18 protein-coding genes are annotated in these 20404 nt (G+C 64.6%); 9 read left to right on the top strand and 9 right to left on the bottom strand.

The genetic code is table 11. The features are described 5' to 3' along the window. Positions 1-26: 26 nt before the first annotated feature. Positions 27-1586: a hypothetical protein gene (locus tag OIS53_RS17775; protein ID WP_264679921.1), complete on the bottom strand. Its 1560-nt coding sequence runs from the start codon at positions 1584-1586 to the stop codon at positions 27-29. Beyond that, the gene (locus tag OIS53_RS17770; RefSeq protein WP_264679920.1) at positions 1567-2151 is read right to left on the bottom strand and encodes an RNA polymerase sigma factor; all 585 of its coding nucleotides are present in this window, start codon (positions 2149-2151) and stop codon (positions 1567-1569) included. Before OIS53_RS17770 ends, OIS53_RS17775 begins: the two co-directional genes overlap by 20 nt. Before the next feature lie 491 nt (positions 2152-2642). Between OIS53_RS17770 and wrbA the strand changes: the two genes are divergently transcribed. Beyond that, positions 2643-3254, top strand: coding sequence for an NAD(P)H:quinone oxidoreductase (gene wrbA / locus OIS53_RS17765; RefSeq protein WP_264679919.1), 612 nt, complete (start codon positions 2643-2645; stop codon positions 3252-3254). Between the two features lie 172 nt (positions 3255-3426). On the opposite strand, the gene OIS53_RS17760 is transcribed toward wrbA, so the two are convergent. Continuing rightward, entirely contained in the window at positions 3427-4161 is a 735-nt protein-coding gene (locus OIS53_RS17760; protein ID WP_264679918.1) for a LytR/AlgR family response regulator transcription factor, read from the bottom strand. Between the two features lie 58 nt (positions 4162-4219). After that, positions 4220-5512 carry a sensor histidine kinase gene (locus OIS53_RS17755; protein ID WP_264679917.1) on the bottom strand — a complete coding sequence of 431 codons (1293 nt, stop codon included), beginning with the start codon at positions 5510-5512 and terminating at the stop codon, positions 4220-4222. Between the two features lie 239 nt (positions 5513-5751). Between OIS53_RS17755 and OIS53_RS17750 the strand changes: the two genes are divergently transcribed. From OIS53_RS17750 to OIS53_RS17720, 7 genes are all read left to right on the top strand, one after another. Continuing rightward, positions 5752-6681 carry an ABC transporter ATP-binding protein gene (locus OIS53_RS17750; protein ID WP_264679916.1) on the top strand — a complete coding sequence of 310 codons (930 nt, stop codon included), beginning with the start codon at positions 5752-5754 and terminating at the stop codon, positions 6679-6681. Continuing rightward, the gene (locus OIS53_RS17745) at positions 6678-7508 is read left to right on the top strand and encodes an ABC transporter permease (RefSeq protein WP_264679915.1); all 831 of its coding nucleotides are present in this window, start codon (positions 6678-6680) and stop codon (positions 7506-7508) included. The genes OIS53_RS17750 and OIS53_RS17745 overlap by 4 nt, the downstream gene beginning before the upstream one ends. Positions 7509-7726: 218 nt before the next feature. Next, positions 7727-8275: an RNA polymerase sigma factor gene (locus OIS53_RS17740; protein WP_264679914.1), complete on the top strand. Its 549-nt coding sequence runs from the start codon at positions 7727-7729 to the stop codon at positions 8273-8275. 30 nt (positions 8276-8305) lie between these two features. Further along, positions 8306-9187 (top strand): HEAT repeat domain-containing protein, encoded by an 882-nt coding sequence (locus tag OIS53_RS17735; protein ID WP_264679913.1) that lies wholly within the window; start codon positions 8306-8308, stop codon positions 9185-9187. Between the two features lie 126 nt (positions 9188-9313). Continuing rightward, complete coding sequence (locus OIS53_RS17730) at positions 9314-10087, top strand: DUF4097 domain-containing protein (protein WP_264679912.1); 774 nt, start codon at positions 9314-9316, stop codon at positions 10085-10087. Between the two features lie 53 nt (positions 10088-10140). After that, complete coding sequence (locus tag OIS53_RS17725; protein WP_264679911.1) at positions 10141-10857, top strand: DUF4097 domain-containing protein; 717 nt, start codon at positions 10141-10143, stop codon at positions 10855-10857. A 199-nt stretch (positions 10858-11056) separates the two neighbouring features. Further along, positions 11057-13648 (top strand): TonB-dependent receptor, encoded by a 2592-nt coding sequence (locus tag OIS53_RS17720; RefSeq protein ID WP_264679910.1) that lies wholly within the window; start codon positions 11057-11059, stop codon positions 13646-13648. Between the two features lie 388 nt (positions 13649-14036). Here OIS53_RS17720 and OIS53_RS17715 read toward each other — a convergent pair whose 3' ends face one another. The 5 genes from OIS53_RS17715 to OIS53_RS17695 all read right to left on the bottom strand — a co-directional run bounded on the left by OIS53_RS17715 (position 14037) and on the right by OIS53_RS17695 (position 18955). After that, positions 14037-14774, bottom strand: coding sequence for a shikimate dehydrogenase family protein (locus tag OIS53_RS17715; RefSeq protein ID WP_264679909.1), 738 nt, complete (start codon positions 14772-14774; stop codon positions 14037-14039). Positions 14775-14907: 133 nt separating this feature from the next. Continuing rightward, positions 14908-15564 (bottom strand): DedA family protein, encoded by a 657-nt coding sequence (locus OIS53_RS17710; RefSeq protein WP_264679908.1) that lies wholly within the window; start codon positions 15562-15564, stop codon positions 14908-14910. Between the two features lie 64 nt (positions 15565-15628). Further along, a complete protein-coding gene (locus OIS53_RS17705; protein WP_264679907.1) occupies positions 15629-16852 on the bottom strand; it encodes a porin in 1224 nt (407 codons plus the stop codon). A gap of 66 nt (positions 16853-16918) precedes the next feature. Beyond that, positions 16919-17587, bottom strand: a complete 669-nt coding sequence (locus tag OIS53_RS17700; protein WP_264679906.1) for a spermidine synthase — start codon at positions 17585-17587, stop codon at positions 16919-16921. 453 nt (positions 17588-18040) lie between these two features. Further along, positions 18041-18955, bottom strand: coding sequence for a TraB/GumN family protein (locus OIS53_RS17695; RefSeq protein WP_264679905.1), 915 nt, complete (start codon positions 18953-18955; stop codon positions 18041-18043). Between the two features lie 414 nt (positions 18956-19369). Between OIS53_RS17695 and OIS53_RS17690 the strand changes: the two genes are divergently transcribed. After that, positions 19370-20392, top strand: a complete 1023-nt coding sequence (locus OIS53_RS17690) for a Brp/Blh family beta-carotene 15,15'-dioxygenase (protein ID WP_264679904.1) — start codon at positions 19370-19372, stop codon at positions 20390-20392. Positions 20393-20404: the final 12 nt, after the last annotated feature.

The raw sequence follows: 20404 nt of genomic DNA, 5'->3' as shown, positions 1-20404 counted from the left end.
CGTAAAGTTCAACCCATCTACTGCTCTTATTGACCTACGGGGCTTGCCTTCACCGGACCAAACTCGACACTGGCCTCCACGCCTACGCTATACGGGCGGCTCTGGCGCAGCAGGCGCTGGGTGGGGCTGGCGTTGAGCGTGGTCAGGCCCACCTCGGCGGTGGGACCCACGGCTACGTTCCAGGAAGCATCGGTGGGCTGGTAGCGCACCCCGGCTCCGGCCCGCGCCGAAGTCAGCACCTGGCGGTAGGGCGACTCCGCCGACGACACGGTGTAGGTGCGGGTGGCCTCGGGGGAACCTTCCAGCTCGGAGCGGCTGCTCAGCAGCACACTCACGGCCGCGCCCACCTTGGCGTAAAGCGACACGCCCGGCTTGGTGCTGCCATAGCGCACGCCCACCGGCACGCTGGCCGTGCGGTAGCGGTACGAGGTAGCGCGGGTCTCGGGCTGCGACGGGGGCAATGAAGCCGGCCGGAACAAGTCGGCGGCCTGGCGGCCCTGCTGCTTGCCATCCAGGAAACCATAGGTAGTGGCCGAGGTGGCGCGGTGCTCGGCTACTTCGGCCCCGGCCGTTACGGCCCACCGGTCGTTGAGGGCGAAGGTGGCGGCCAAGGCTACGCGCTGGCTCAGGCCGGCGCGCAGGTTGCGGCGGTACTCCTGCTCGGCATCGTCCTGGTAGTAGTTGCGCAAAGCCACCGTTACGGGGTCAGCCTTCACCCGGCCTTCCGACTGGGAGAAATTAATGTTGGGGTTGTAGGATGAGGCGGCATAGCTGCCGCCCAGGCGCAGACGCCGCCACAGCTTCGTGGGGAGCTGGCTTTCCTGAGCTTCCGGGCTGGCGGCTGCCAGTTGCGCCTGGCCGGCCGGGGCCTGGGGCAAGGTGAGCAGGGCGGGCTTGAGCGTATCGGGGCGGCCGGCCAGGCTGCCGAAGCCGCTTACCCGCACGGCGCGCAGCGGCATGTCGCCGAAGGCACTCCCTAGCAGATTGGCGTAGGCTTGTTCGGTGGTCAGGCTGCCGTTGAACCCGAAACCTACTGCCGCGGGCGTACCGGCAGGCGCACCCAGTAGGGCATTTTGCAGCAGGCGAGCTGCCGCGGCCGGCGAGTTCGGGTAAGCAGTTGCGCCAGTTGCCGTTTCGGTTGCGCCGCCAGCCGCAGCCAGCATACCGGTTGCTGTGGCTGCCTCGGAGGCGGCGGTGCCCGGTGTTACGGGGCCAGCGACACTCCGTGCACCAGCCGGCAAGGTGGCGCGGGCGTCGGCCGTGGCAGCCGAGGGGTTAGCGTTGCCAGAGGCCTGAGCAGCCAGCTCCGCCGAGGCGTTTTGGGCCCATTGGCGCCACGTGGCCCACCCGCCCCCGCCCAGCAGCAGCAGCAGGCAAGCCGCCGCTACCCAGCGGTGCACGGCCAGGCGGCGACGGTAAGTGTCGTTTTGCTGCACCAGCAGCTCATGGTCGAGCTGCTCCCAGAGGCTGGCGCGGGGCGTCACTTCGGCCTCGGCAAACTTCTGGCGAAACACGTCTTCCAGGCTGCCCGTGCGCGGGTGCTGGTCGTGTGGGTTGGGAGTAGAATTAGGAGCGGAGGGTACCATGCGTATGATGAGCGTCGAGGCGCTCCAGTTTGCTTTTCAAAATTGCCCGAGCCCGGGAGTACTGCGACTTGCTGGTGCCTTCCGAAATGCCCAGCATCTCCCCGATTTCCTTGTGGCCGTAGCCCTCAATGGCAAACAGGTTGAATACCATGCGGTAGCGCGGAGCCAGCTCCTGCACCATGCTCAGCAGCTGCTCGAAGTTGTAGTTAGACAGGGTAAATTCCTCACCGGCCAGGTCCTCGGGGTACTCGCCGCCGTCGCTTACTGCTACCAGCGGGGCGTTGCGGCGGTGCTGGCGCAGGGCGGCGTTAATCATAATACGCCGAATCCAGAATTCCAGCGGACATTCGCGCCGGAAGTTGCCCAGGCTCTTGAAGACCGTCAGAAAGCCATCCTGCAAAATATCCTCGGCCTCGAAGGTGGTTTGGGCGTAGCGCAGGCACACGGCCAACATGCGGCCCGAGAATCGTTCGTACAGATACTTCTGCATCAGGCGGCTGCCCGCGAGGCAGCCGTCAATCAGCTCGGCATCGGAGAGCTGGGAAGGCGGGGTCAGGGTACGCACGGGAGCGGATAACGACGACGATAGGGACTCCGGGCGCGCGGCCGCAGCCGCGCCAGGCAGCAGCCGGTGCAAGCCGCCGGCTCCCAGCGGCGCCACGGCACTCATCGGGCAGTCCGGTCCCCAGGACCGGCGGTTAGGTGGGCACCGGCGGGCGCAGCCCAGGTGCAACGGAGGTACGATTGCGGCATATGCAGCAGAATCAGATAAGGCAATACTAGAGGCAGCCCCGTCGAGGGCGGGTGCTTCGGAAGGAAGAGCTACCCTGGCCGGACGAAGGTTGCAATGGCTACTTATTTTTTATGAAAAGATAAGCTGCTCCGCTGTAAACCAAGCCGTTCAACTTTTGAGAATAGAAAAAGAGCAACCATGTTAGAACATATAATGTATGTACATATATTTGCCAGCACCTACTCTTTTACCTACCTCACGGGTGGAGGCGCCGTACGTCTGCTTTCGCGTTTGTTTTTTTCATTTCCAACTAATTCCACTGTATGAAAACGCTTGTCTTGTTTTATTCCACCTACGGACACCTTTACAGAATGGCAGAAGCCGTAGCCGAAGGTGCCCGCCAGGTAGCCGGCAACGAAGTGGTTCTGAAGCGGGTGCCGGAAACGCTGCCGCCCGCTCTGCTCGACCAAATTGGCGCTACGCAGGCCCAGAAAGCCTTCGAGCATATTCCAGTGGCTACCCCCAACGAGCTGACGGAGTATGACGCCATCATATTCGGTACGCCCACCCGCTACGGCAACGTGTGCGGCCAGATGCAGGCGTACATGGACAGCACGGGCGGCCTGTGGGCCAGCGGCGCGCTGATTGGGAAGGTTGGGGGCGTGTTCGTCAGCACTGCCACCCAGCACGGCGGCCAGGAAACCACCATCCGGTCGTTTCACACGGAGCTGCTCCACCACGGCTTTGTCATTGTGGGCCTGCCCTACGCCTGGCAGGGCCAGATGGGCCACGAGGAAGTAACCGGCGGCACGCCCTACGGCGCCAGCACCGTGACCGGGGGTCAAGGCGAGCGGATGCCCAGCGAAAATGAGTTGGAAGGTGCCCGCCACCAAGGTCGCCACACCGCCGAAATTGCCAGCAAGCTGGCGCGGTAAGTAGACCAGACCTGAGACTAGGAGAAGTGAGTACCGAGAAGTGAGAGGTGAGACTCTTGTTCTGCAACCCAGCCGGGCTCTCAGAGCGAAAGTCTCACCTCTCACTTCTAGTATCTACCCTCTACGATAGAACGAGAGTCTCACCTCTCACTTCTCGGTACTCACTTCTATTCTATAACAGATTGTAGGCTTTAATCAGGTTGAAGAAGGGTTCCCGGTAGGTGTCGCCGATGGGGAGCAGGCGGCCGGCAATCTGCACCTTGCCGCGCTCCACGTGCTCGATGCGGCTCAGGGCCACCAGGTACGACTTATGAATGCGGGCAAACCGGTCGGGGGGCAGCACCTCCTCCACCCGCCGAAACGACTGGAGCGTGAGTACCTTGCCGGCCGTGGTGTAGAGCATCAGGTATTCTTTCATGCCCTCGATGTAGAGAATATCATCGAAGGCCACGCGCTGAAGGCGGTGCTCGTTCTTGACGAACATGGCATCGGGGGCCACGACGGGCGCTTCCGGAGAAGCCGGAGCGGCGGGCAGCGTGGCGGGAGCGGCCGATGCCAGCTGCTGCCGCACTTTCTGCACGGCCTGCACAAACCGGTCGAAGGCAATGGGTTTGAGCAGGTAGTCGGCCGCGTTCAGGTCGTAGCTGCGCACGGCGTACTGGTCGTAGGCGGTGGTGAAGATGATGCGCGGCCCCGGGGTGGGCAGCAACTGGGCCAGTTGCAGGCCAGTGAGCCGGGGCATGTGCACGTCCAGGAACACAATGTCCACGGGGTTGTCCTGCAAAAAAGCCAGGCCCACCAGGGCATCATCAAACTGCCCCTTCAGCTCTAGCCCCGGCACTTGCGCGCAATAATCGGCCAGCAAGTCCAGAGCCAACGGTTCATCGTCGAGAATAGCGCACGTCATGGGGGAGGCGAATGTGGAACTATGAGAAATGTGCTAAATGTGTTGCCATCAAGAAGGCTTACTGCAACAGCACCAATGTAACCAGGTGCTGGGCGGGAGTAGCGTGCACTTCAAGAGAGTAACGGTTGGGGTAGAGCAGCTCCAGGCGGCGGCGCAGATTGACCAGGCCCACGCCGCCGGGCTGGGCGGGCAGCTGCCGGGTGGGGTCGGCGGGGGGCACGTGGTTGAGCACCGAGAAGCGCAGCAGTCCATCAGCGGCCAGCAGCAGGCGAATGTGCACCGCCACCGGCCGGGCCGATAAGTCGCCGTGCTTGAAGGCGTTTTCGACTAGGGGCAGCAGCAGCAGGGGCGCTACGGGGTAGGCGCAGTCGGGGTCGGTGCCCTCCACATCCAGCCGGATGGCCTCCTGCGCCGTGGCTGGCAGGCGCAGGCGCTGGAGGTCCAGGAAAGAGTGCAGATGGGCCAGCTCCCGGCTCAGGGGCACCATGTCGGTGCTGCTTTCATAGAGCAGGTAGCGCATAATTTCCGACAGCCGCAGCACAGCCTCGGGCGCCTTGTCAGACTTGCGGCTCGTGAGCGAGTAAATGTTGTTGAGGGTGTTGAACAGGAAGTGCGGGTTGATCTGGGTTTTGAGCATGGCCAGCTCCGTGAGCAGCTGCTGGCGCTCCAGCTCCCGGCGGTTGCGCTGCCCCCGGATGTAGTCGCCGGTAATGCGCAGGGCCGAGGAGCTGGCTACGATGAACGTACCGATAATCAGATGGCCCAGCATAAGCATCCACAGTTCAATCTTGTCCGTTCCCGGCTTTGCCGCGGCTGCTTCTTGGTTTTTCTTGATTGGCGTTGTTGCGGCAGGCTTCTTGGGCGTCGCTGCCGGCTGCATCATGCGCGCAACTTTCGTTTTCGCGTCTTGGTAGCTGATTCGGCTGGCTACCCAACCCAGCAGGGCGGCATATGGTAGCACCAGCGCCACTGCCAGCGCCACGTACAGCACTACCCTAGCCCGGCCCAGGGTGCGCGGAATCAGCCACCGCCACACCAGGTAAAACAGCGTAGCTCCGCAGACATCCTCCAGCAGCAGCCGGCCCATCATAGCCAGCAGGGGCTGCCATTCGCTGAATGTATTGGGTAAGCGAGGCAGCGCGGCTACTACCCCGCTCAGCTTCAGCGCATCCAGCCCCAGCAGCCACAGCCACAGCAGCACGTGCACGCCGCGCGGAATGCGGCCCGGCTCGGCGGCCGCCGACCAGTTGGCGGGCCGCAGCCAGGTGCGCAGGCGGCTCCGCCAGGTGGGGCGGGCCGCGGGCAGGGGCTCGGCAGCGGGCGGGGCAACGTAGGGCGAGGACACTTCCATACCGAAAAATAGCAGGAGGCCAGAAATCGGGCGGCTGGTTTTCAATCAACCCCGCGGCCGGGGCCCTCAACGCCCCAGCGGGTCCAACCAAAGGCAGCGGCGGGCCAGCCAGCCGGCGCAGGCTCGTTCGGTGGCCGAAAACAGCCGTTGCAAGCCACCGGTGCCAGGATTGGTTGAATAGACCGGGCTCTATATTCCGGCGCGGGTAGGTTTGCAGCGGTTCAACTTCTGACTTCACTATGCCAACACCCGCTCCCCTACTCGAAACCCAGGGCCTGCACTTCCGCTTCGGCCAGCGCCCTGTGCTGCACGACCTGAACCTGGCCGTACCGCCGGGCAGCATCTATGGCTTTCTGGGGCCCAACGGCGCCGGCAAAACCACTACCATGCGCCTGCTGCTGGGCCTGCTGCAACCGGCGGCCGGCACGGTGCGCGTGTTTGGGCAGGAGCTGGAGCAGCACCGCGTGGCCCTGCTGAGCCGGGTGGGTGCCCTCATCGAAAACCCCTCCCTCTACGACCACCTTACGGGCCTGGAAAACGTGGAGGCTACCCGCCGCCTGCGCGGGCTGCCGGCCGAGCGCACCATGGCCGTGCTGGAGCTGGTGGGCCTGGCGGCTTCGGCCCGCCGGCCGGTGCGGGGCTACTCGCTGGGCATGCGGCAGCGGCTGGGGCTGGCTCTGGCCCTGCTGCCCCGCCCCGACCTGCTCCTGCTCGACGAGCCTACCAACGGCCTCGACCCCAACGGCATTATTGAGATGCGGGAGCTGCTGCGGCGTCTGTGCCAGGAGCAGGGCACTACCATCCTGGTCAGCAGCCACCTCATCAGCGAAGTAGAAAAAGTGGCAACTCACGTGGGCGTATTGCAGCAGGGCCAGCTGGTGTTTCAGGGCAGCCTGACGGAGCTGCAACGCCTGCAACTGGGCCGGGCCGAGCTGGTGCTGGAAACCAACAGCGCCGACACCTGCCGCAACCTGCTGCCCCAACTGCTGGGCACGGCTCTGGTGGCAGATGCCGGCACGCTGCGGCTGCCCTATCAGGGGCCCGAGCACACGGCGGCGCTGGCGGCGGCCCTGGTGGGCGCGGGCCAGCCCGTGTACGGCCTGCGCTGCGAGCAGCCTAGCCTCGAAACCACTTTCCTCCACCTCACCCAAACCAGCCAGATAGCATGAGCTCCGCCCCTACTCTCGCCTTACCCCGGCCCAGCGCCCTAACCCAGCTGGCCCGCTGCCTGTCCGTGGATATGCTCAAGCTGCGCCGCACGGCCGCACTCTGGCTGACGCTGGGCGGCGGGGCCCTGCCCGTGCTGCTCAACTTCCTGATCTTCTACTTCAAGGGCGACAAGCTGCTCAAGCCCGGCCAAAACCCCTGGCCAGCCTACATCAGCATGAGCTGGCAAACGGCTTCGGTGTTGCTGCTGCCGTTGTTTGTGGTGCTGCTCAGCAGCCTAGTGCTGGCCCTGGAGCACCGGTCCGAAGGGTGGAAGCACTTGCTGGTGCAGCCCGTGGGCCGCGGGGCCGCGTACGGCAGCAAGCTGCTGGTGCTGCTGGGCCTCAACGCGCTGGCCCAGAGCCTGTACGTGGTGTTGCTGCTGGCCTCGGGGGTAGTGCTGGGCTGGCTGCGGCCGGGGCTGGGCTTCCAGAGCGGCCTGGTGGAGGTAGCGCCCCTGCTGCTGATGCTGGCTCACACGTTTGTGGCAACGCTGGGCATTCTGGGCGTGCAGTTTGCGGCGGCCCTGGCCCTGCGCAGCTTCGTGGGGCCCCTGGCCCTGGGCATCGGGGGCATCGTCACGGCCCTGACGCTGCTGCGCTGGGAGCATAGTGACCTGATTCCGTACGCTGCTTCCACCAAGGTGCTGTCGGCGTTTGAAGGCGGCAAGCAGGGCGAGCTGCTGGTGAAAACGGCCATGTCGTCGTCGGAGTGGTGGAGCCTGGCCTGGTTTGCAGTAGCAGCGGTGGCTGGGTACGCGCTGCTGCGGTGGCGGCGGGCGGCGGGGTAAGGTTTCTCGCAGTGTTGCGCAGAGGAAAAGCGCAGAGGTTCGCAGTGTTGTCATTGAACAACCTCCGCGAACCTCTGCGCTTTTCCTCTGCGACCCGAGGGAAGGCGTAGCCAACCTCAGCGAGAAAACCCGTCTGCAAATTTTTTTCACAACGCTTGTAACGAATAGCAACCTGGCCGGTATTCGGGTCACATTCGCTTCTCTGACCTTTCTCTCACGTGGTAGCTTCCTCTACTCCCAGCGACGAAGACTTGATGCTCCGGGTGCAGGCCAACGACCTGGACCAGCTCACGCCGCTGTTTGAGCGTTACCACGGCCCCCTGTTCGGCTTCCTGACTCGCCTCAACAACGGCGACCGGGACACCGGCCAGGACCTGACCCAAAACGTGTTCCTCAGGGTGCTGAAGTACCGGGCCTCCTACCGGCCAGGCCTAAGCTTCCGCACCTGGCTCTACCAGCTGGCCCGCCACGTGCACGCCGACCACTGGCAGCAGCGCCGCCCCGCCCCCACCGACCTCGACTCTCTGGAGCGCACCACCTCCCACGGCCGCGCCGCCCAGGCCCACCGCACCGCCACCGACTGCGCCGACTCGGTGCAGGAAGCCCTGGCCCTGCTGCCCGCCGCCCAGCGCGAAATCCTGGTGCTGCACCGCTTTCAGGGCTTCGACTACGCCGAAATCGGGGAGATGCTGGGCTGCTCGGAAGGGGCGGCCCGCGTGAAAGCCCACCGCGCCCTAGAAGCCCTGCGCACCTTGTACTTCCGCTAACCTCACCGGCGGCCCGCGCTGCCTCCCTATATGTCTGCCTCGCCCGAAACTGCCGTTCCACTCTCGCCTGACTGCGCTGCCCTGGTGCCGCTGCTGGCCGCCTACGCCGACGGTACCCTAGCCCCGGCCGAAGCCGCTGCCGTGGCCGCTCACCTGCCTCAGTGCCTAGCGTGTAGCCAGCAGCTAACCCAGCTGCGCCAGCTGCTCCGCGACCTAGACGACGTGCCCGCTCCGGTGCCGCCCCTGGCCCTGCGCGACAATTTTCTGGCCTCCCTGGCCCAGGAGAAAGCTGCACTGGCCGATGCCGCCGCGCCGGCTGCCTCGCTCAACTTTTCACCCAGCTCTTCACCCCCATCGACTCAGGAGGCCAAGGTGGTGCCGCTGTGGGAAGCCTCGCCGGCCGGGCAGTGGCTGCGCATAGCGGCAGCCGTAGCCTTGCTGGCCGTGGGTGCGGTGCTGGGGCTGCTGCTGCGGCCCGTGGCCCAGCCGGAAGTGGCGACGCGCCCCGCTCCGGCCGCGGAGCTGGCCGCCCAGCTGACATCCGCCTCCGGCCAGCCGGCCACGGCCAGCCGCCGCCTGCGGCTGGTGAGCGAGGCTCCGGCCACCGTGCAGCCCGGCGACCCGGCCGTGCAGGTGCTCATCACCACGCTCAACGCCGACCCCAGCCCCAACGTGCGCCTGGCCGCTGCCGAAGCCCTGTACCACCTGCGCGCCGACCCCCGCGTGGGGCCCGCCCTGGTGCAGGCCCTGCCCAACCAAACCGACCCCAACGTGCAGATAACCCTGATTGAGCTGCTCGTAGCCCTGCGCGACAAGCGGGCTGTGGCCCCACTGGAGCAGCTGGCCCGCCAGCCCCAGGTGCTGCCCGCCGTGCGCCAGCAGGCCGAGCGGGGCCTGAGCCTGCTGATTTAGCCCCGGCTGCCCGCCGCTTGCTTCTTCCTTTTCCGTGGTTTTCACGGCTTGCCACCGGCCCTGCGCCCGTAGCCTGGGCCCGGCTTGTCCTTCCTTTTTGATTTCTCCTTACTAACTCTTCTGCTTATGAACCGCTCCTGTTTCTTTTTTCTACTGCTGACGCTGGGCACCGGCACTGCCCTCCACGCCCAAGAATACAAAGCCCGCTTCACCAACCGCCAGGACCGCCGCCTCGTCATCGAAATGCGGGGCAGCAACGTGGTGGTGGAGGGCTACGATGGGGATGAGGTAGTCATTCGGGGCAATGGCTACGAGGCGCCGCCCAAGCAGGCGGAGGGGCTGCGGCCCCTCTACAACTCTGCCGAAGACAACACCCGCCTGGGCCTGTCGGTAGCCCCCGATGGCAACGCCCTGCGAGTGGTGCAGGCCTCGCGCAAAGACGTCACCTACACCCTGCGCGTGCCCCGGCGCACCAGCTTGGTTTTCACCGAAACCACCTGGAGCGGCAGCAACCTCACGGTTACGGGCCTGGCCGGCAGCCTGGAGCTGAACATGAAAAACGGGGATGTTACGCTGACCAACGTGACGGGCCCCCTGGTAGCCAACAGCACCAGCGGCGACCTGGCCGTGCGCTTCTCCGAAGTGCCCGATGCGCCCACGGCCGTGTCGCTTATCAGCGGGAAGCTGGATGTTACGATGCCGGCCTCTACGAAGGCCAATCTAGCCCTGCGCTCTATATCCGGGGAAATCTATACCGACTTCGACCTGAACCCGCGCCCTACTCCCGACGGCCTTAACCGGGTGGGCGGCCAAACCATTACGGTGCCCCTGAACGGCGGCGGCCCCAAGCTGAGCCTGCACACCATCAGCGGCGACATTTTCGTGCGCAAGGCCAAGTAAGCGCCGAGAGCTTCGGCAGTCATCAAATCTTTCACCTCAACCTCTCTTTTCCCATGTTGCGCCTGCTATTTTCTTTCGCTTTGCTATTGCTGCTGAGTGGCCAGCGCCCGGTAGCTGCTCAATCCGTCATCGAGAAGAACGCGCCCGTGCCGGCCGGCCAGGCCGTAACCCTGGACCTGAAGCACGCCACCACCATCCGCGTCCGGCCCGCAACGGATGGGCAGCTGCGGGTGCGGGCCACCGTCAGCATCAACCAGAACAAGCTCAACGATGCCTTCGAGCTGGACCTAACGCCCGCTGGGAACGGGCTCCGGGTGGCTTCGGACCTAAATAAAAAGCGTCTGGAACAAGCTAAGCCCGGCGACTGTCCCGCCAACGGCACGATGTACTACGGCACCTGGAACGGCAACAAACAAAACTCGGCCCCGGTGTGCGCCGACATCGTTTTTGAAGTCACCGTGCCGGCCGCTACCGACTTGCGCATCAGCACCATCAGCGGCGACATTGACGTGCAGGGCCTCACGGGCGAGCTACAGGCCAAGTCCATCAGCGGCTTCGTGGATGTGAGCTGGCCGGCGGCGCGGGCCGCCAGCGTAGCCCTGAAAACCATTACCGGCGAGGTGTACACCGACCAGGATGTGGCCTTCGTCAACCGGCAGGAAAACCCCATCGTGGGCTACGAGGTGAAGGGCACGCTGGCCGGCGGCACGGGGCCGGCTCTGCGGCTGGAATCCATCAGCGGGGACGTGTTTTTTCGGCGGGCCAAGTAGGCGCTCCGCCGCCCCGGTACACGGGGAGCAGCGGGGCGTTGAAGGGCCTGTGTATCGGATTTGTTGAATAAAACGCCGGGCAGCGCAACGGTAGCGGACATTTGCTGTCAGTAGCCGACTTCGTTACCGTGGTGGGCAGCTTGGGCGCCCCGTTGTGGAAGCCAGCTTTTTCCGGGAGTTTCTCTTTTCTTATTGTTACATGAAAAAATCTACGTTGCTCCTGCTGTTGGCCGGCCTGCTCGCCGCCCCGGCCCTGGCGCAAACCACCCCGCCCGCCGGCGCTGCGCCGGCGGGTGCCCGGCCCGCTGGCGCCCCTGCCGCGACCCGGCCCGTGCTGCCCCAGGCGCCCCAGGGCGCTGGCCGCCTGGAGGGCACCGTGCTCGACGCTGCCACCAAAAAGCCGGTGGAGTTTGCCACGGTGGCCCTGCTGCCCCTGGCCGGCAACACGCCGCTGGACGGCGGCGTGTGCGACGAGCGGGGCCGCTTCGCGCTGAAGGGCCTGGCCGCCGGCGACTACCGCCTGCAAATCAGCTTTATCGGCTATGCCACCCAGACGCTGAACGTAACCGTGGGCCAGGGCCTGACCACCGTGCCCACCGTGCAGCTGGCTTCCACGGCCCAGAAGCTGGGCGAGGTGAAGGTGACCGGGGAGCGGGAAGTGGTGGAAACCAAGCCGGACCGCATCATCTACAACGCCGACCGGGACTTGACCAACACGGGCGGCACGGCCGCCGACGTGCTGCGCAAGGTGCCGCTGGTAAACGTGGACCCCGACGGCAACGTGGAGCTGCGCGGCACCTCCAACGTGCGGGTGCTCATCAACGGCAAGCCCTCGGGCGTGGTAGCCTCGTCGGTGGCCGATGCCATGAAGCAGATTCCGGCCGACCAGATTAAGAGCGTGGAGGTGGTGACGACGCCCTCGGCCAAGTACGACGCCGAAGGCACGGGCGGCATTATCAATATTATTCTGAAAAAGAACGACCTGGGCGGCCTCAATGGCTCGGTGGGTGCGGCGGCCGGCACGCGCAGCTCCAACGCCAACGCCTCGCTGAACTACCGCAAAGGCAAGGTGGGCCTGAGCAGCTCGGCTAACGGCTGGACGTTTTACAGCCCCAACCGCAACGACCTGACCCGCTACCTGAAAAGCCCCAATGGCACCGAGCAGCTGTCTTTGCAGCAGGAAGGCGACGGGTTTACGCTGGGTGGCGGGGGCTTCGGGCGCCTGGGCCTCGACTACGACCCGGCCCAGTACCACAACCTCACGCTGAACGTGCAGGGCAGCCTGTTCCGCAACGCCGGCACTTACGACCAATACAACAACGTGCTGCCAGTGGGCAATGTGGTAGCCAATGAGTTTAGCCGCGACACGCGCCGCGGCTTCCACACCCAGAGCTACGACCTGAACGGCTCCTATACCCGCACCTTCGAGGAGAAGCGCCGCGAGTGGAGCGTGCTGGCCCAGCACACCCGCAACCGCAACGTGCAGGCCTACAACCTCGACCAGTTTCGGGGCCGCTCGGAGCGCAACGAGGACAAAACCTACCGGGAAGAAAGCGACAACCTGGCCCGCAACCTCGAAACCACCCTGCAAACCGACTACGCCCACCCGTTTTCGGAAACCGCCCTGCTGGAAACCGGCGCCAAGGCCATCTTGCGCCGCGTGAGCAGCGACTTCGACGTATTCACCAGCCCCGCCCGTAGCAGCAATATCGACCCGGTGTTTAACCCGTTGCGGTCCAACCTGTTCGACTACCGCCAGGATGTGCTGTCAGCCTACGGCACCTACGGGTTTTCGGCCTCCAAGAAGGTGAGCTTCAAGCTGGGTGCCCGCCTGGAAAACACCCGCATCGACGGCTCGTTTCAGCAGCAGGAAAGCCAGAACTCCGGCGTGGAGCAGAACTACACCAACCTGCTGCCTAACCTGAGCGTGAGCTACCAGCCCGGCAACCCCAAAAAACCCGGCCAGACCCTGCGCCTGGCCTACTCGCGCCGCATCCAGCGCCCCCAGATTTTCTTCCTCAACCCCTTCCGCAACGCCGCCGACAGCCTCAACGTCAGCTACGGCGAGCCAGGACTGAAACCCGAGCTGACCGATTCTTACGAGTTGAACTACACCACGTTCATCAAAGGCTCGGTGCTGAACTTCTCGGCCTATGCCCGGCGCACCGGCAATGCTATTGAGGCCGTGCGCTTCGTCAGCAACGGGGTCAACAACCAGACGTTTCGCAACATCGGGCGCAACGCCACGTACGGCCTGAGCGTGTTTGGGTCGGTGAAGCCGCTGCCCAAGTGGGACCTGAGCGGCAACGTAAACGCCTATTTCGTGTCGCTGAAAAGCCCGTCCCTGAACTTTGGCGAAGGCGTGGGCAGCATGGCGGGCTACTCCAACAGCGGGGTGATGTACAACCTGAACCTGAACTCCAGCTACAAGTTCGAGAAAGGACTGAGCCTGCAATTCTTCGGGGGCCTGAACTCGCCGCGCATCCAGCTGCAAGGGCGGCAGCGGGCCTGGGCGTTCTACTCCATGGGCCTGCGCAAAAACATCCTCAAGGAAAAAGGCGACCTGACCCTGAACGCCGACAACTTCCTGCAAGCCACCCGCAACCTGAACAGCATCCTCGACACCGAGCAGTTTCGCCAGGAAAGCAACAACTATATCTACCTGCGCGGGGTGCGCCTGGCCTTCAACTACCGCTTCGGCAAGGTGTCGCAGCAGCCTCAGAAGCGCCGCCGCGGCATCCAGAACGACGACGCCAAGCAGGGCGAAGGCGGCGGCCAGGGCCAGCAGTAGTGGCCTCACCCCCCGGCCCCCTCTCCCGTGGAGAGGGGGAGCCTGACGCTCCGCCCAGCGCCGCCCCGTCGGCTCTCGCCTCCGGAACGGCTACCTGCTCGTGGTAACACAGTGGCCGCATAGCGGCCGAAGGATTGTAGAAACCACACGTTATAAAGAAGTAGCGCCGCATAGCGGGGCAAGAAACGTTCAGGCGTCTCTTGCCCCGCTACGCTGTGCTATGCTGTTCCCTCCCATCCATCTACAACCCTCTGGGCCGCTAGGCGGCCGTGATGTCCGTTGTCGTTCACAGCGGTAGTCGTTCCGGAGGCGGTAGCCGACGGGGCGGCGCTGGGCGGAGCGTCAGGCTCCCCCTCTCCACGGGAGAGGGGGCCGGGGGGTGAGGCCACTACCCTTGCCAAATCTTCCAGGCGGCTTCGGCCTGGAGGCAGAGCATTTCAAACCCGTTTTTGGTTTGGGCGCCGGCGGTGGCACCGCGCCGCATGAATTCGGTTTCGCGGGGGTTGTAGATGAGGTCGTAGAGGTAATGCTGGGTGGTGAGGGCCTCGTAGGGCAGCGGGGGGCACTCGTGCACGTCGGGGAAGGTGCCCAGGGGCGTGGTGTTGATGATGAGCGGATGCTCCTGGAGCAGACGGGGCGTCAGCTCGTCGTAGGTGAAGCCCGGCCCCAGCGGGTTGCGCGACACCACCCAGTAGCCCAGGTTCAGGTCGCGCAGAGCTACTTCTACGGCTTTGGAAGCCCCGCCGCTGCCCAGCACCAGGGCCCGGCCCTGGAAGCCCACCGGCAAAAAGCTGCGCAGCGAATCCCGGAAGCCCACCATGTCGGTATTGTGCCCGATAAGGCGGCCATCCTCCCGAAACTCAATTACGTTGACGGCCCCCACCCGCGCGGCCGACGGCGCTACGCCATCCAGAAAAGGCCAGACTTTTTCCTTGTACGGAATGGTGACGTTGAGGCCCCGCAGGTTCGGCTCCCGCTGCACCAGCGCGGGCAGCTCTTCCACTGAGCTTAGCTCAAACAGCTCGTACCGATGGTCAGCGAGGTCGAGGTTGTGAAATTTCTGCGTGAAATACGTCTGGGAAAAGGAATGGCGCAGGGAGCGGCCAATAAGTCCGTAGTCGGGCATAACAGGCGGGCACTTGATGCCCGCTTAAAGCAACGAAAAAAACCGTCCGGCCCCAAGCTCGTCCGTAGCTACAATCACTGGTGCAGACTGGTTTCGTACCGCGGAGCTTAGCTATGCCTCCCTGCAGTACGGTTTAGGCTACGGGGCGGCCGGGGGCACGGCGGGCTTTGAAGAACTCCCACACCGCCGGCAGCACCGACAGTACAATGATGGCCACCACAACCAGGGAAAAGTTATTCTGCACCACTTCCAGGCCGCCGAAGTAGTAGCCGGCCAGCGTCAGCAGCGTTACCCAGAGCACGGCCCCTACCACGTTGTAGCTCAGAAACTTGCCGTAGCTCATGGTGCCCACGCCGGCCACAAACGGCGCAAACGTGCGGATAATGGGGATAAAGCGGGCCAGAATAATCGTCTTGGCGCCGTGCTTCTGGTAGAAGGCCTGGGTGCGCTCCAGGTGCTCCCGCTTCAGAAACCGGGAGTTTTCGCGGAACACCCGCGGCCCCAGATAGTCGCCGATGTGGTAGTTGAGCGTGTCGCCGAGCACGGCCGCCACAATGAGCAGGCCCATCATCACCCACACGTTCAGGGGCGAATTGGGCAAGGCAGCCAGGGAGCCGGCCGCAAACAGCAGGGAGTCGCCGGGCAGGAAGGGCAGCACCACTACGCCGGTTTCGACGAAGATGATGAGGAACAGAATGGCGTAGGTCCAGGCGCCGTAGTCCTGGATGATGTCGGCCAGGTGCTTGTCGAGGTGAAGAATAAAATCGAGCAGCTGTTTCAGAATTTCCATGGGCGCCGGGGGTTGAGGCTGCAAAGAAAGCAGGTGCCGGGCAATAAGCGGCCGGCCGCTGGGGTCAAATGCCCAGCTCAAACTGAAACACCCCACCCCAGCGGTTGCCAGGGCTGCCAAGCTGCCACCGCCCCTGCTGCACCTGGTAGCTGGCGTTGAGCTGGGCCTTCACGCGGTGCTTGCGCAGGTACTGCGTCAGGCCCACTTCCAGCACTTCCTGCTGCCGCTCCAGCCCGCGCAGGCTGCGGCGGGGTTGTAGCCAGGAGTAGCGCAGGGCGGGCTCCAGATTGCTGGGCAGCAGGTAAGAAAGCTGCTGGTTGAGGCCGCGCCCCACGTAGGCGTAGCGCAGCTCGCCCCCGCCATCGTAGGTGAGGGGCTGGGGGCTGCGGCGGTCCAGGTACTCCACCAGGTAGGCCCAGCCGCGGTGCTTGAACACCCCATCCACGATGAGCGTGCCCAGGTCGACGGGGCCGTAGAGGTCGGGGCCGAGCTGGCCGCCGCTGCGGGTGGTGCGCCGGTTGAAGCTGTAGCCCCCGGCCACGGCCAGCTTGGGCGTGGGCTCCCGGGCCAGGTCGCCCTCCGAGTAGTCGCCGCCGTCCTGAAACGCGCCCAGCGGCAGCAGCTCTACCCGGCCGGTGTAGGCCAGCCCGGCATCGGTGCCGTTGGCGCTGCGGCCCTCGCCGGTGGTAATGGCGCCTTTCAGCAAGCACAGGGCGTTGGCACCCAGCTGGTGGGTGTAGTAGGCCTTCAGGCCAAAGTCCCGGTCGATGTTCAGGGCCGAGTTGACAATGGAGCGCTCAGCAAACTGCAGCTGCCCCGACGAGGTAACCCGCTGCCGGTTGCCGGGCAGCTTGTTGAGGCCAAACGCCAAATAGAAGTTGGGCGTGACATTATAGAAAATCACCGCGTCGCGCACAATGTTGGCCACGCCGGTATTCTCGAAGTCCTGGTCGCCGCGCGCAAACGCCAGCTGCAGGCTGTAGCCAATTCTTTCGCCCAGGGCGTAGCCGTCGGCGCGCAAACGGAGGCGGCGCACCCGGGCGTCGTAGTTGGCTACGCGTAGGTTGTCGCCGCCGCGGGTTACCAGGCCCACCCGGTTTTGCATCCGGAAGCGGAAGTTGATGTAGAAGAGCGAGTCGGCGGAGCGAAACTCCATGCCGTTGAAGCGCACGGGCCGCTCGTCGCCTTCGCCCTGAGCCCAGGCGCGGCCCGGCAGCCACCCCAGCACCAGCAGCAAGCACCACCCCAGCGCGGTCCGCCGGGGAGTATCGAAGAAGGAAAGCGTCATAGGGCGCCGAAGTTACGCCGGTCGGCGCAATGTGTTCCGGCTGAGTTGCCCTGCGCCTTTCGGCGGCTACTTCTGCCTGCGCAGCACCAGTAGGCGGTTCAGCTCCACTTCCAGCTGCTCCTGCACCACCAAGCCCAGGCTCGGCAGCTTGTCGGAGGCCGGCACGTGGTCAATCAGCAGGTCCTGGCGCAGCAGGCTGTTGAACAGCACCCAGCCGCCGGGTTGCAGGCAGCGGTGCACCTGGCGCCAGAACGACGCCTGGGCCAGCCCCGCTGGCAGCTCCAGGTCCAGAAACAGGTCGATAACAACGAGTCCGTAGGTGTCGGCCGGAGCTGTGGGCAGCCAGGCAAACGCGTCGGCACACACAACGCGGAGCGTGTCGGAAGCCTCAATGCCAAACTCGTCGGCCGCTACGCTTACCACGGCGGGGTCCAGCTCCACGGCCGTAATGGGCCCGTGCAGGTGCAGCTCCTGCCGCAGCAGCTGCACCACCGAGCCCCCGCCCAGGCCCAGCACCAGCACGGGTGCCGTGGCCGGCGGCTGGGTAAACAGCAGCCCGTAGCGCAGCACCTGATGGAGGCCGCCGTAGCTGTAGTTGGCATGGCGGGTGTTGAGCACCTTTTGCCCCTGGTACAGGGTAATTTCCAGCTCCCCGCTATGCTGGGAGGGCACGCGGCGCGTGAGCGGCACCACGTAGCTCAGCCAATGCCGCAGCCTCGTCAGCAGCCTGTGCATATTGTGTTTAGAGGTGAAGGGTAACAGGTGACAAGTGACAAGTGAACGGTCATGCTGAGCATGTGGCGCATCCAGCCAGGGTGCGCAGCCCCAGTCGAAGCATCTCTACTGCGGGCTAATTCCAATCGTGCAAACGGCTTCCGCTGCATAGCCCAGGGGTTAAACCTTGGGCTACGGAGGACCCAACGAAGCGGAAGAGATGCTTCGACAAGCGGACGCCAGATGGAGTAGGATGGTTAGCTCCACAACGTCAGCACGCGAGATGCTTCGGCTCTGGCTGCACGGACGCCAGCCAGCGCAGGAAGTTCTTGGTAATTTTCCCATGCAGTCTGAAGCAAGTTCGTTACCAGCAGCGGACCGGATGGAGGCATAAAAATAAATCCTCCGGCCCAAGCTACTTCCATAGCTCAAGCCGGAGGATTTCAGCGTTGCTAGCGCCGGGCCTGGGGTAGCTTACTGCACTACGGGGCGCACCTGGTAGCCTTGCTGGCGCAGCAGGTTCAGCACGCCCTTGGGGCCGCCGAGGTGGGCGGCGCCCACGGCGAAAAACGTGGGCTTAGCTGCGGCCTGCTTTTCGATGCGGGCAATCCACTGCTGATTCCGCTCGTCCAGGAGCAGGCTTTCATATTCGCGGAAGCCAAAGGAGCTTTTACTGGTCATGTCGCGCAGGCCTTCCACGTTCTGGGCTTTGTAGAGGGTCAGCATCTGCTGAAATTCCTGCTGGGCCTGGGCTTCTTTCAGCACCATGTCGGCCAGCATCTTGCTTTGCGCGGGGTAGGGTATCTTCTCAAAGAAGCCCAGCTGCTCCTGCACCGTTTCCAGGCCCGTCACTTCCTTCTGCTGCGCCTTCGCCATTTCCACGAAAGTAGTTTCGTAGCTGGCCGGCTTGCAGCCCAGCAGGGCCGGATACAGAATGGAGCTGACGATGAAGGGCTTGAGCATGCCTACCTGCGCCACTGGCAGGCCGGCTTTGGCTTGCAGGTACTCGCCCACGCGGGCGTAGTCGGCGGGGGGCAGCAGCTTCTCCAGAGTTTGGCCGCCGCCCATGAGCATGCCGGCCTGCATTTCCTGGGCCAGGGTGGGGCTGTCCATGTCCAGCTCCATTACCACCTGCTGGGCGCTGGTAAAGGCCCGCTTCGTGGGTTCGGTTATCTGCAAGTCCTGGGGGCAGATGAGGTGAATGGTGCCGTAGATGTACGAGGGTTGGCTCAGGTTTTTGCCTGACACTTCCCAAAGCAGCGAGTTAGCCGGCGCCGCTGCCGATGCCGAAGTTTCGGTTTTCGCCTTGACTTTAACTTTCTGAGCCTGCGTGCTGAAAGCGGAAAGCAGCAGGGCCGCGGCCAGGGCCGCCCGGTGAAAGAGTTGCATACGCATAGGGGTTAGGGTAGATGAACTGCCTCCTTATTCGCCCGAAGCAGCTCAGCATTACACTCCGCTTCTATCTTTTTTCAGGTGAGGCGGCTCTACCTCTTACTCGCCGGCTCTATTCGCGCCCCACCCACAGTGCTGATGCGCTGGTCCGTATGCTTCCACTCCCTTCGTATTTGCCACAGCCGCCCGAAAATGGGCCTGTCGACTTCGCCAAGCGCCTTTTTGTGCCTTTGCAGCTGCTGGTCACTATTACTTCCGGACGTCATTTCTGCCTGACCTAGTGCCAGGTAGCTACTGCCCGGCGGCGGCCAACAAGAACAAGACAATGTGCGTAGGGGTAGAGCTACACCTGTAGCCACTGCTTCGTTGGCGTTTCGCGGCTGGCCCGGCAGCATTTGGTGCCTTTCTCCCATGGCAATTGCTTTTTCTGATTACCGGCTTCCGGCAACGGGCCGGGCCTATTCGTACGTCGCGCTGGCCGTGGCTGGCGTTGTTGGGGTGCTGCTGCCCACTGCCGCCACCCTGCTGCTGGGGCCGCCGCTGCTGGTGGGGCTGCTGGTGCTCGGCCTGGCCCACGGCGCCTGCGACCAGTTTGTGGTGCCGGGCCGCCGGGCTACAGTTGGGCTGGGCTCGTGGCGCTACCTGCTGGCGTTTGGCGGGGCATACCTGGGCCTGGCGGGCGTGGTAGTTGGGCTGTGGTGGTGCTGGCCGGGGGTAGCCGTGGGGCTGTTTTTTCTGCTGAGCGCCTGGCACTGGGGCTCCGCCGACGCGCCCCCGCAGCCCGGCCGTCCGGCGTGGTGGGTGGCCCACAGCTGGCTGCGCGGCCTGCTGCTGTTTGCCGTGCCGTTGGCCGCCTGGCCCACCGAAACCCAAGGCGTTGTGCAGGAGCTGTTGCGCCTGGTGGGCGCGGCGCCTGTGCCAGCAGTAGTACTGGCCCAGGTCCGGATAATCTTGGTCCTGGCAGTTGGCGCGGGCCTACTGGCCGTGTGGGCTGCTTGCGCCGCCCGGCGGGAGCATCTGCTCTGGCGCACCGATGCCGCCGACGTGCTGGTGCTCACCTTTATGCTGGCCGCGTTGCCGCCGGTGCTGTCGGTGGGGGTGTACTTTGTGTTCTGGCACAGCTTGCAGCACGTGCTGCGCATGACTCCGCTGCTGGGCTATTCCGCCACCCAGCCAGGCCGCTTGCCGGGTTGGACGGCGTTGGGCCGGCAGGTTGTGTTCTTTTTGCGGCGGGCGTGGCCGCTGCTGGCCGTGAGCGTGCTGGCTTTAGGAGTTCTTTACTATTGGCTGGCTCCTCACCTGCCCACACCGGCCGCACTGTTCAGCGGCGCCTTGGTGGTGGCCTCGGTGGTTACGCTGCCCCATGCCTTGCTGGTGAGCCTGGTTCTCGACGAGCCGCAATGGGCCCGGCAGGGCAGCACTAGCAGCCCGTAGCGCGACCAGCCA

Origin of the sequence: Hymenobacter sp. YIM 151500-1 (assembly GCF_025979885.1) — a bacterium.
Lineage (GTDB): Bacteria > Bacteroidota > Bacteroidia > Cytophagales > Hymenobacteraceae > Hymenobacter.
The sequence above is the reverse complement of the archived record's forward strand: the minus strand, read 5'-3'. Positions and strand labels throughout refer to the sequence as shown.

Excerpts from the sequence above, each read along its gene's own strand:
- OIS53_RS17775 (WP_264679921.1), bottom strand. The coding sequence starts at position 1,586 with ATGGTACCCTCCGCTCCTAATTCTACTCCCAACCCACACGACCAGCAC.
- wrbA (WP_264679919.1), top strand. The coding sequence starts at position 2,643 with ATGAAAACGCTTGTCTTGTTTTATTCCACCTACGGACACCTTTACAGA.
- OIS53_RS17760 (WP_264679918.1), bottom strand. The coding sequence starts at position 4,161 with ATGACGTGCGCTATTCTCGACGATGAACCGTTGGCTCTGGACTTGCTG.
- OIS53_RS17755 (WP_264679917.1), bottom strand. The coding sequence starts at position 5,512 with ATGGAAGTGTCCTCGCCCTACGTTGCCCCGCCCGCTGCCGAGCCCCTG.
- OIS53_RS17750 (WP_264679916.1), top strand. The coding sequence starts at position 5,752 with ATGCCAACACCCGCTCCCCTACTCGAAACCCAGGGCCTGCACTTCCGC.
- OIS53_RS17745 (WP_264679915.1), top strand. The coding sequence starts at position 6,678 with ATGAGCTCCGCCCCTACTCTCGCCTTACCCCGGCCCAGCGCCCTAACC.
- OIS53_RS17735 (WP_264679913.1), top strand. The coding sequence starts at position 8,306 with ATGTCTGCCTCGCCCGAAACTGCCGTTCCACTCTCGCCTGACTGCGCT.
- OIS53_RS17730 (WP_264679912.1), top strand. The coding sequence starts at position 9,314 with ATGAACCGCTCCTGTTTCTTTTTTCTACTGCTGACGCTGGGCACCGGC.
- OIS53_RS17725 (WP_264679911.1), top strand. The coding sequence starts at position 10,141 with ATGTTGCGCCTGCTATTTTCTTTCGCTTTGCTATTGCTGCTGAGTGGC.
- OIS53_RS17720 (WP_264679910.1), top strand. The coding sequence starts at position 11,057 with ATGAAAAAATCTACGTTGCTCCTGCTGTTGGCCGGCCTGCTCGCCGCC.
- OIS53_RS17715 (WP_264679909.1), bottom strand. The coding sequence starts at position 14,774 with ATGCCCGACTACGGACTTATTGGCCGCTCCCTGCGCCATTCCTTTTCC.
- OIS53_RS17710 (WP_264679908.1), bottom strand. The coding sequence starts at position 15,564 with ATGGAAATTCTGAAACAGCTGCTCGATTTTATTCTTCACCTCGACAAG.
- OIS53_RS17705 (WP_264679907.1), bottom strand. The coding sequence starts at position 16,852 with ATGACGCTTTCCTTCTTCGATACTCCCCGGCGGACCGCGCTGGGGTGG.
- OIS53_RS17700 (WP_264679906.1), bottom strand. The coding sequence starts at position 17,587 with ATGCACAGGCTGCTGACGAGGCTGCGGCATTGGCTGAGCTACGTGGTG.
- OIS53_RS17695 (WP_264679905.1), bottom strand. The coding sequence starts at position 18,955 with ATGCAACTCTTTCACCGGGCGGCCCTGGCCGCGGCCCTGCTGCTTTCC.
- OIS53_RS17690 (WP_264679904.1), top strand. The coding sequence starts at position 19,370 with ATGGCAATTGCTTTTTCTGATTACCGGCTTCCGGCAACGGGCCGGGCC.